Raw genomic sequence first — 10636 nt, forward strand, 5'->3', positions numbered from 1 at the left:
AATGCTATTTATCACCTGTTTTTTATCCGATCCTATCGGTTTAAAGGCGCAGGATTTTCAATTTACGCAGTTCTATGCAGCGCCACTTAATCTAAGTCCCGCTTTTGCTGGAGCCATGGAAACGACGAGAATTGGCATCAATTACAGGAAGCAATGGCCTGGATTGGGTTACGATTTCAATGCTTCAGGAATTTATTATGACAATTTCGTAGATGAGACAAATGTTGGTTTTGGCTTTTCAGCATCCCAGTTTTCAGAATCTTTACTAAACATAAGGTCTACTGATATTGCAGGTTATATTTCTTATAAACTCCTACTTAACAATGAAAGCTTTCTTCGCTTTGGTGGGCAATTGGGGCTGGTAAATAGAAGCCTAACCTTGCAAGAAATGGTTTTTGGTGACCAAATAGATCTACTGAACAGGACAGTAAACTCGGCCACAATTGACCTTTTACCTGGTGAAGATAGTAAATGGTATCCAGATATAGCATTTGGTGCATTGCTTCAATTACCTGACTTTTGGTTTGGACTAAGTAGTAGTCATGTTTCCCGTCCAAACATCGGCTTTCTGGAGGATGGAATTGGGAATAATCTACCTATAAAATGGGATGTTCATGGAGGCTATGTAAAAAACTTGGACAGGAGAATGTTTAAATCCGGAGAGATGCGAAAAGTACTTTCAATCTCTTTCAATTACAAAAGACAAGGAACTTTTCAGCAAATAGAAGTAATACCTCAAGTACAGGTCGAAAATTTTATTGGAGGTCTGGGATTCAGAAATATAACCAGATTCAATGAATTGCCAGATCAAAACTCCATCAATGCAGTTTTAGGATTTAGTTTATTAAGTGGTATAACTATGGCTTATAGTTATGATTATATGCTAAATAAATTTAGCAGTCCTGCTCATGTCTCCCATGAGGTATCCATTTATTTTACAGACTTAAGAAGAAAAAAGTTTATGCAAACCATTCTTCCCTGTCCTACCAGCAATGGAAGAAGGAATTGAAAGCATGGTAAAAATAGGTCCATTTGACAAATCTACAATCTTATAGTTAATTAGTTTAAAAAGTCCTTGCCCTTAATAGACCAATTGAATAAGAATTATATTGCCAAGACTCTATATAAACGGATTAATCTATCAAAATGTCTTCCAGTAACCCATATTCATTATCTAAGCCTTATTTGCTGAGAGGAAAATCGCATGAAACACCTGATTGTTAAGTATTTTAATTAGGTTAAAGTAGGGGCTAATGGTTTTTTAAGTCTAGTATTAGTAGCCTGCCTTAAAGCTTATAAATCAAAAAAGCAATGAAAAAAGGCTTTTTATAGTCATAATAAGCAAATCTTATAAATAAATATCTTCAAATTTTAGTAGGATTATAAAATTTTTGTATAAAAATAAAATTAAGGTATTTTTTTAATATGTTATGTCTAAATTTAATCGTTGATCTGAGTTCAGTTTTAAATAAGTCGAATTTTTAATAAACATTTTGAAATTGATTATTTTTACAAAAAGTCTATTAAAGCGCTTAAAAGATTTTGAGAAAATTTTATTTCCAGGGGTAGTTTTATCTTTATTGCTTACCTATCAAATTTTCGAATCCAAAGGCGAGATATTCTCTGTTTTCGCCCCGGTTACAATTACCGACCAAGTGGATACATTGGTTCTTTACAATGGGGAATTAGACATTTCTCTAGATATGCTAACCATTGGTTATTCAGGAGATAAATCCAATCTAATTTTGGAAGTCTTGGCCGGTGTAGGATATACATTCAGTGGGCAAACCATCCAGCCTGATATTCCCTACGACGATACCTGGGAAGCAAAAGGTAAGGAAATAGTTGTAAATGTTCAGGTTACCGATGGAGTAGATGTCAGCGACGTTTTTCCATTTAGGCTAATGGTAACCCCACCAATATTACCATTGGCTTACTTTGAAAACAGTTGTCAAGGCACCATTTCCTTAACTGTAAGTGCCTTTAAACCCGACCAAAGATCAGAAATATCATTCCCATTTACCTTTAAATTAGTAGATGAATTAGACAATGTCTTGACCACTGTAACAGTAGACAATACGGCCCCATTCCAAAATTCAGCTTCCGTTACCTTTGGGCTTAACAATGAATTGGATAGAGAGGCACAATACAAAATTTTCGTTGAAGACAATATAGGAAGGGAGTATTTCAGAAATGCAGGGCCACTTGGGCAGGCCTACTCCTTGGATTTTGAACTAAATTTTGCTGGCTATCTTTGTCCTGATGATGACACAGGAGTGGTAGAGTTTATCATTTTTAATGCAGCACTTCCTGTAAATAATTTTGTAATTATTGACAAAGATGGCAATGAAACCCCTACAAATTTTGATGTGGTTTCTGATGATGATGGATTTGCTGTTATTCAGGTTCAAGATTTAGAAGTTGGGTCTTATACACTTGAAATCGAAGATAGGTTTCAATGTAATGGTAGGGAAAGTTTTGAGATAATTATTCCTGAACCAATGGAAATAGTTGAAACAGTTGAACATCTGAATTGCTATGGAGATACCAATGGAGAGATCAGCTTATTTATAAGTGGAGGATGGTCTGAACCATTCCCTGGTAACCCACGTGAAAACTGGATTAAATATGGAATAACCTGGTTTGATGAAGAAGGCAAAGAAGTAGAGGGCAGCATTTCTACCTTCGTCACAGAGGAAGGCGAAATTATTGGTATGGAAAGTAAACTCGGCAATCTTCCTGCAGGGGATTATTACGCCAAAATAACTGACAGAGGAAGATTGTTTGAAATTGCAGGTGCAGATCCACTTTCCTGTGAAAAATCAACACCTTGGATAACCGTAGAAGGTCCTGATGAACTTGAACTATCCGAAACCATTCAAAATATTTCATGTCATGGAGCAGATGACGGGCTCTTATCCATAAACCCTTCTGGAGGAGTTCCAGGATATACCATTGCTTGGTATACGGGCAATTTTGATAATTTAAATGCTCCCAATTCCGATGACTTGGATGTTTTACCACCTAGTGCGGAGGACGATGTATTTACAAGGAAAAAATTAAAACCCGGAAATTATGCTGTTTTATTAACAGATGAGAATGGATGCATCATAGCTGAAAATTTCATTATTACTGAGCCGAGCACCTTATCCTTAACGGAGCTAAGTGACCTTAGGGTAGATGTGAGATGCTTTGGAGAAGAAACCGGAAGCATTGCCATTGCCTTACAGGAAGATACACCTACACCGTTTTCTCTAGAAGTTTTTAGGGATGGAGATGTAATAGAAATGTTGGGACCAATAAATGTCCTTACTTCTGATACGCTTTACTTTACAGATTTAGCAGGAGGTGTATATGACTTTAGAATAGAAGACAACAATGGTTGTAATTTTCTTCTTGAGGACATTTTGATTGATGAACCTGCAACAGGTTTGCTTATTCAAGACACACTAATCTCTGATTACAATGGCTTTCAAATATCTTGTTTCGGGGCAGCCGATGGAAGTATCTCCCTAGACATAACCGGTGGAGTTGGCAACTTTGACTATCTTTGGACAGGACCAAATGGGTTTGAAGCCACAACCAAAGACATCAGCAATCTTGGACCAGGAGAGTACCAGTTTTTCGTAACTGATGAAAACGTTTGTTCGGCCCGAATAGCTTCCATAGAATTAACAGAGCCAAGCCCACTAGTCTTAAATGAAATCATCCCTGAGAACAATGGTTTCCAAATAAGTTGTTTTGGAAGTGCCGATGCAAGCATTGACCCCAACCCTTCAGGTGGAACGGAGGTTTATACCTACAGTTGGTCTGGTCCAAATGGTTTTACTTCCACAGACAGCAAACTTGAAAACCTTTTGGCTGGTACCTATTCTCTAGAATTAACAGATGAAAACGGCTGTGTCATTGAAGGTAATTATGAAATAACTGAACCGGATGAATTGATTGTCTCCGAAGACGTCGATTCCCGGGTACCTGTTGCTTGTTTTGGAGAAAGCAATGGTGCTTTTACAATTACTATTGACCAAGCATCCCTACCCCCTTATACCCTTACTTTGGAAACAATGGATGGATCAACCACCATCCAAACTGTTCCAAACTTCTCGGGTGCATCTTATACTTTTACTAACCTCCCTGGGGATCGTTATAAGGTAAGTATTGAAGATGCAAATGGCTGTATTACGCTACTGGATGATCTATTGGTAGATCAACCTGCAACTGGGCTTCAGCTTGACGACCTTCAATTAACTGATTACAATGGCTTTGGAATTTCATGTGCCGGGGAGAATGACGGATCAATTTCTTTTAACATTAGTGGTAATCAAGGAAATTTATTGTATAGCTGGGATGGTCCAAATGGCTTCACCTCAGATGAGGCAAACCTAACTAGTTTAGAAGCAGGGAAGTATGAACTACTTGTGACGGATGAATCTGGCTGTACTTTAAGCCGAGAATTTGACATTGAAGAACCTGCTCCTTTAAACCTTATCGATGAGGTTTCTGATTACAATGGATTTGGGGTTCAATGTAACGGAGGAAACGAAGGGTATATTTATTTGGATATATCTGGAGGATCAGGGAATTCGATCATACAATGGACCGGCCCAGATGGCTTTGTTTCTGATCAAGACAGTTTGAAAAACATTTTTGAGGGAACTTACGATCTTACAATAACCGACAATAATGGATGCCAAATTGTAAAATCTTATACCCTCACAGAACCACAAGGATTGGAAGTAGGCGAATTAGCTGATGAAAAAGTGAATGTATCCTGTTTTGGTCAAGCTACTGGCGTATTGGCCGCAGTAATCAACAGGACTTCGGCAGGACCTTATACTTATGAGCTGATGAATGAAGGAGGAGATGTAATAAGTACCTCCCCCCCCACTACTGAAACCACTTGGCTTTTCACGAACCTCGCTGCTGGAAAGTATTCTTTCACCGTAAGCGATGTGAATAATTGTATACAGGAAGTCGAAAACCTGGAAATCACCCAACCAGCTTCAGGTTTACAAATCGAAGATGTATTCGTTTCTGATTTTACAGGCTTTAATATATCTTGCTTTGGTGCTGACAATGGCTGGATTGAAGTAACCACCTCAGGAGGTTCTGGTAATTATCAATACGAATGGTCAGGGCCTGATAACTTTACAGCTGACAAGCCTTCCATTAGTAATTTAAAGCCTGGTGATTACCAACTTACGATCACTGACCAAAACGGTTGTGAAGTAATTACAGATGTTATTAACATCATGGAACCCGATCCCATTGCGGTCAACCCCAGTGTAAGCAGCTACAATGATTACCAGATCACTTGTAATGGGGCGAATGATGGAAGCATTGAACTAAATCCAACAGGTGGAACAGGTAATTACACACTTTCTTGGACGGGTCCAAATGGCTTTTCTTCTGATGATTTGATGGTTAATAACCTTGCACCAGGAAACTATGAGGTAGCTATAACAGATGAAAACAATTGTGAAATAACTGAAGCATTCACCATTGAAGAGCCAGATCCTTTGTCCTTAACGCTTGTTGAGAAAATAGATGTACTCTGTTATGGAGATGCGACAGGTAGTATTTCTATTTTTGTTGAAGGGGGCATTTTAGATTCATATACTTACAATTGGACAAAGGATGGATTGCCAATCGCATCCAACACAGCAAGTATCAATAATCTTTTGTCAGGAGTCTACAGTGTAGTTGTTACAGATGCCAATGGTTGTCAAATAGGCCTATCTAATATAAAAGTTTCTCAACCAGATGCTCCTCTTGAAGTAAGCATAAAACAAACAGAAGTTTCCTGTTACAATGCCAATGATGCCGACCTATCAATAGACATTCAAGGAGGCGTAGAGCCCTATCAAATAAGTTGGAACATAGGGTCTACCCAGAGTTCATTTGAAGGCATAGGCCCAGGCTTTTATCAGGTCACTGTAACCGATGCCAATGGTTGCTCCCTAGTAAAAGAGACCACCATTGAGGAAGTTCCCGTCTTCGAAATAGACCCTGTCGTCAATCAAATTTCTTGTTTTGGTGCTACTGATGGCAGCATTTTATTGAATCTAAATGGAGGTTCTGCTCCTGTTAAAGCTACTTGGTCTCATGGCCCTGAACAATCTTCCCTTTATAATTTGGCTCCTGGTGTCTACAGCGTCTATCTTGAAGATGCCAATGGATGTACCATTGAAAGAACTTTCAACTTACTGGAACCAGATTTACTTATAGCCATGGGGCAAGTACAAGATGCTCTGGATTGCCAAGATAGTGAAGGTGGGGCAATAAATCTCACCGTTTCTGGAGGAAGACCACCGTACAGTTATACATGGAGTAATGGAGAAACCAGTCCTTCGATTTTCAATTTAACCAATGGCAATTATTCGGTTGAGGTTGTCGATCAGTCAGGATGCTATGTTAGCCAAACTTTTGAAGTACGGAGACCAGATCCCATTGTTATTAATATAACAAGTACCACTTCTACACAATGTGAACCAAGGGAAATCCTTGAGACAATTGACCTTAATATAGATGGTGGTGTTGCACCCTATACTATCGATTGGAGCAGTGGACAGGTGTCAAATAACGGTTACCGAATGGAAACCAATGCCCCAGGAAATTATCAGGTAACAGTTACGGATGGCAATGGTTGCATACAAACGCGAAGTTTTGATGTTGAGAATAACGTAGTGTTAGCAGAAGGGGATTTTTTATCATCTGCTTTCCCCCTATACGGAGAAAACCTAGTGAATTTCGATGTTCAATTTATCAACAAAAGTAGTGGAGAAATTATGCTTTATTACTGGGATTTTGGTGATGGAAATAATTCATTGGAGGAAAATCCAAAGCATAATTACCTAGTCCCTGGCGCCTATATGGTTTCTTTAATGGTGACTGATGTTTGGGGCTGTGAAACTTACGATACATTCGAGATAGTTATTACTGATTATTTCCTTAAAACCCCCAATGTATTTACTCCCAACGGAGATGGGGTGAATGACACCTATTTCCCCAAATTTGTTCATGTAGAGAGCCTTGCTTTCACTGTAATGGACAAATGGGGAGAGATTATATTCCATTCCGAAGACCCTAACGATAAAGGATGGGATGGGCAATTTCGTGGGCAGAAGGCAAGCCCGGGCAATTACGTCTACAAACTGAATTACACTACATCAGACGGAAGAAAATTTAGTGAAACCGGTGTATTTATGCTTTTAGAATGAGAGAAATAAAAATCATACTGTTATACATTATTTGTTTGTTCTCTGGACAAACGGGTCTGATGGCACAGGACTTCCAATTTACACAGTTCTATGCTGCTCCCCTTAATCTCAGCCCTGCATTTACCGGAGCAATGGAGGTAACTAGGGTAGGTATCAACTATAGAAAACAATGGCCAGGGCTAGGTTATGATTTCAATGCTTATGGTCTGTATTTTGATACCTATATTGATGAGACCAATGTAGGCTTTGGCTTCTCTGCTTCTCAGTTTTCAGAATCCTTACTTAATATAAGATCGACGGATTTGGCGGGATACCTCTCCTACAAACTTATGCTAAACAATCAAAGCTTTCTACGCTTCGGCGGACAGCTTGGACTTGTTAATAGAAGTTTAACCTTACAGGAAATGGTTTTTGGAGATCAGATAGACCTGTTGAACCGTACCATCAATCCTGGCAGCATGGATTTACTACCTGGAGAAGACAGCAAATATTATCCAGACATTGCCTTTGGGGCTTTGCTTCAGGCACCGGATTTTTGGTTTGGAGTAAGTAGCAGCCACCTCTCTCGTCCCAATATTGGATTTCTAGAGGATGGAATAGGAAACAACCTTCCTATAAAATGGGGAGTACATGGGGGCTATGTCAAAAACCTTGACCGGAGAATGTTTAAATCCGGTAACATTCGTAAGGTGTTTTCTGTGTCCTTCAATTACAAAAGGCAAGGAACCTTTCAACAAATTGAAGTGATCCCTCAAGTACAGGTGGAAAATTTTATTGGTGGCCTAGGCTTCAGAAACGTTACCCGTTTCAATGATTTGCCTGATCAAAACTCCATCAATGCTGTTTTGGGATTTAGCCTATTGAGTGGCATTACCATGGCCTACAGTTATGATTATATGTTGAATAGGTTTAGCAACCCTGCACATGTGTCTCATGAAATTTCCATCTATTTCACCGACCTTAGAAAGAAACGATTTATGCAAACCATTCTCCCTTGTCCTCCAAGTAATGCAAATTGGAGGTATTGAGTACTTTAACTTCAATTAATATTTGAAATTTAGAAAAGTATAAGGTATCTAAAATAGAAATAGCCCCTTTTTTTCCCTCAATTTGAGTAAACCTATTAGGTATTACTCTTTGGTATTCCCCAAAACTAATTTAGAATTTAGCAAAAAGCTAGAAATCCTTGGGATCGATCATTATGCGGAAATATACATTAGTGACCAAACAAATAAAATTTGGACAGAGGACGGCAGGGTTATACCTTTCTTTTATAGATTTTTAAATTTTTAAAATTAAATTCTGGTTTATAACCAATCCATAACCTTGTCTAGGAAGTAAATAATCTATAAAAAAGGGACATAACAGGTTTTGCCTATTTGATAAAACCCAGCATTTTTTGTTTATTAGACAAAATATTAACAAACAAATAAACCCATTCATGATCCTAAAAAGAAGAATATTGCTTAGCTCTAGCCTAATTTTTATGCTATTGGCAATGGTAGGTAATCCAATGGTATTTGCTCAAAACAATCCCTTGAGCCAAACCGAAATAGAAGATTTAAAAGATCAAGTTGATGCAACATTAAGAAAAGGGGTTGCCTTTTTCCATAGCGTTAATACCCAAGGAGGTTATGTTTACTTTGTAACGCCGGATTTGACTTTGAAATGGGGAGAAGTTCCCCTTGACGATAACTCTATAGAGGTTCAACCTCCAGGAACACCAGCTGTGGGACAATCATTTTTAGCCGCCTATAAATCAACAGGTGATGAGCAAGCTCTTGAATATGCAAAAGAAGCGGCATATGCCTTAATTCGCGGTCAAACCAAAAGTGGTGGTTGGGACCATACAATCAACTTTAAAAAATTGGATAAAGATGTGGTAAGTTTTGATGACAATCAAACCCAATCTACAGTCAGTTTTTTAATGGCTTTAGATCAGGAGATTGACGACCCACTTATTAGCACCGCAACCAAAAGGGCATTGAAAATGATGATGCAAACTCAATTAAGCAATGGAGGATGGCCCCATAAGTACCCCGAACAAGGGAACTATCATGATTATGCTACCTTCAACGATGGGGGAATTAATGATTGTATCCGTGTAATGATTGAAGCTTACACCTATTACCCCGATGATGAAGCCATAGAGAAAAGCCTTCTTAAAGCGGCTCGATTTATGAATATTTCTCAATTACCCCCTCCTCAACCAGGCTGGGCACAGCAATACAATGAATTTCTCCAACCTGCCTGGGCGCGTACCTTTGAACCTGCAGCAGTTTGCCCTTCCGTCACCATAAACAACATCAATACTTTAATTGATTTATACCTAGTATTTGGTAAATCAACAATTCTTGAACCAATTCCTGATGCCCTAAGGTGGCTACGCGAGATAAGATTGGAAAATGGGATGTGGGCACGGTTTGTAGAACTAGGTACAGGCAAGCCTCTATACTATGATAGACCAAGGATTCGGGTGGAGAAACTAGAGGACCTTCATCCCGAGCGCCGAACCGGCTATGGTTATCAATCAAATTTACAATCAGCACTAGAGAAAAGCACTGTTCGTTATGAAAAAGCATTAAAACTAGGCGCTAAAAACTTGTGGCAAGAGGAAAACCATTTACAAACAAAAGAGCAAGTATCGATGCGTTTACAGGAAATTACTGGAGAGGTGAAAAAAATAATTGATGCCCAGAATAAATCCGGTGCCTGGATAACAAAAGATGATAAATTTAAAAAGAGAATGCCTAACGGAGAACGTTGGAATGGGCAGTATTTAACCATGGACAGAATAAGTAGTGGTGTTTTTAATGAAAATATAGGGACACTATGTGAGTTTATAGCTTTAACCAATCAGCTCGAAACATTCTAAGGACAAAGCAAAGCTTGGCTTTGAGAAATAAGAAGAATGATTTTCTTTCTTTTAATTATTACCCAGCAAGCCTAAGTCCAGATTAAACGGTAGAAATTTTATATTGACATTAAATCATAAAAATAAATTATAGAATTTCAGTGAATACAATTTTAGGTTTTGGCTAAGGCCAAGGAATTAAGGTAAATGAAAAAACCCTTTGCTTTAGCCAATTTATAAAAGGAAAAATCCATGGATTTGACTTTCTTGAAGAACGCATTTAATTATCGCTGGGTATAGCCCACTCCTACCGCTAGAAAACTAGCTTATGATGCCTACAATCCTTTTAAACCCGGATTATGTAATAGGATTTCTCCGCCCTGACAATGGTCAGGGGTGAAGCCTGTCCCGTGTTTGCGGGAAGTGTTGCAATCGCAAGAAAATCAGACTGTTTGGAGATTTTAGCATAGCACCGCTATGGTGAAATTGAAAACAGCAACGAAGTGGCTGATTTTAAAGCGATTTCAGCACGTAATAGAATGTCTATTGCATATTTCGGGTT

General features: G+C 38.6%; 4 protein-coding genes. All 4 read left to right on the forward strand.

Annotated elements, in window-relative coordinates; translation table 11 throughout:
- Position 1 precedes the first annotated feature (1 nt).
- The 4 genes from AC13EX_RS04710 (at position 2) to AC13EX_RS04725 (ending at position 10095) form a co-directional block, all read left to right on the forward strand.
- Complete coding sequence (locus AC13EX_RS04710) at positions 2 to 1009, forward strand: PorP/SprF family type IX secretion system membrane protein (protein ID WP_482891755.1); 1008 nt, start codon at positions 2 to 4, stop codon at positions 1007 to 1009.
- A 490-nt stretch (positions 1010 to 1499) separates the two neighbouring features.
- Positions 1500 to 7220 carry a PKD domain-containing protein gene (locus AC13EX_RS04715; protein WP_482891756.1) on the forward strand — a complete coding sequence of 1907 codons (5721 nt, stop codon included), beginning with the start codon at positions 1500 to 1502 and terminating at the stop codon, positions 7218 to 7220.
- Positions 7217 to 8248, forward strand: a complete 1032-nt coding sequence (locus AC13EX_RS04720; RefSeq protein WP_048643462.1) for a PorP/SprF family type IX secretion system membrane protein — start codon at positions 7217 to 7219, stop codon at positions 8246 to 8248. The genes AC13EX_RS04715 and AC13EX_RS04720 overlap by 4 nt, the downstream gene beginning before the upstream one ends.
- Positions 8249 to 8661: 413 nt before the next feature.
- Positions 8662 to 10095 carry a pectate lyase gene (locus AC13EX_RS04725; RefSeq protein ID WP_482891757.1) on the forward strand — a complete coding sequence of 478 codons (1434 nt, stop codon included), beginning with the start codon at positions 8662 to 8664 and terminating at the stop codon, positions 10093 to 10095.
- The last annotated feature ends 541 nt before the right edge of the window (positions 10096 to 10636 follow it).

It is taken from the genome of Cyclobacterium sp. L-R (genome assembly GCF_056859355.1).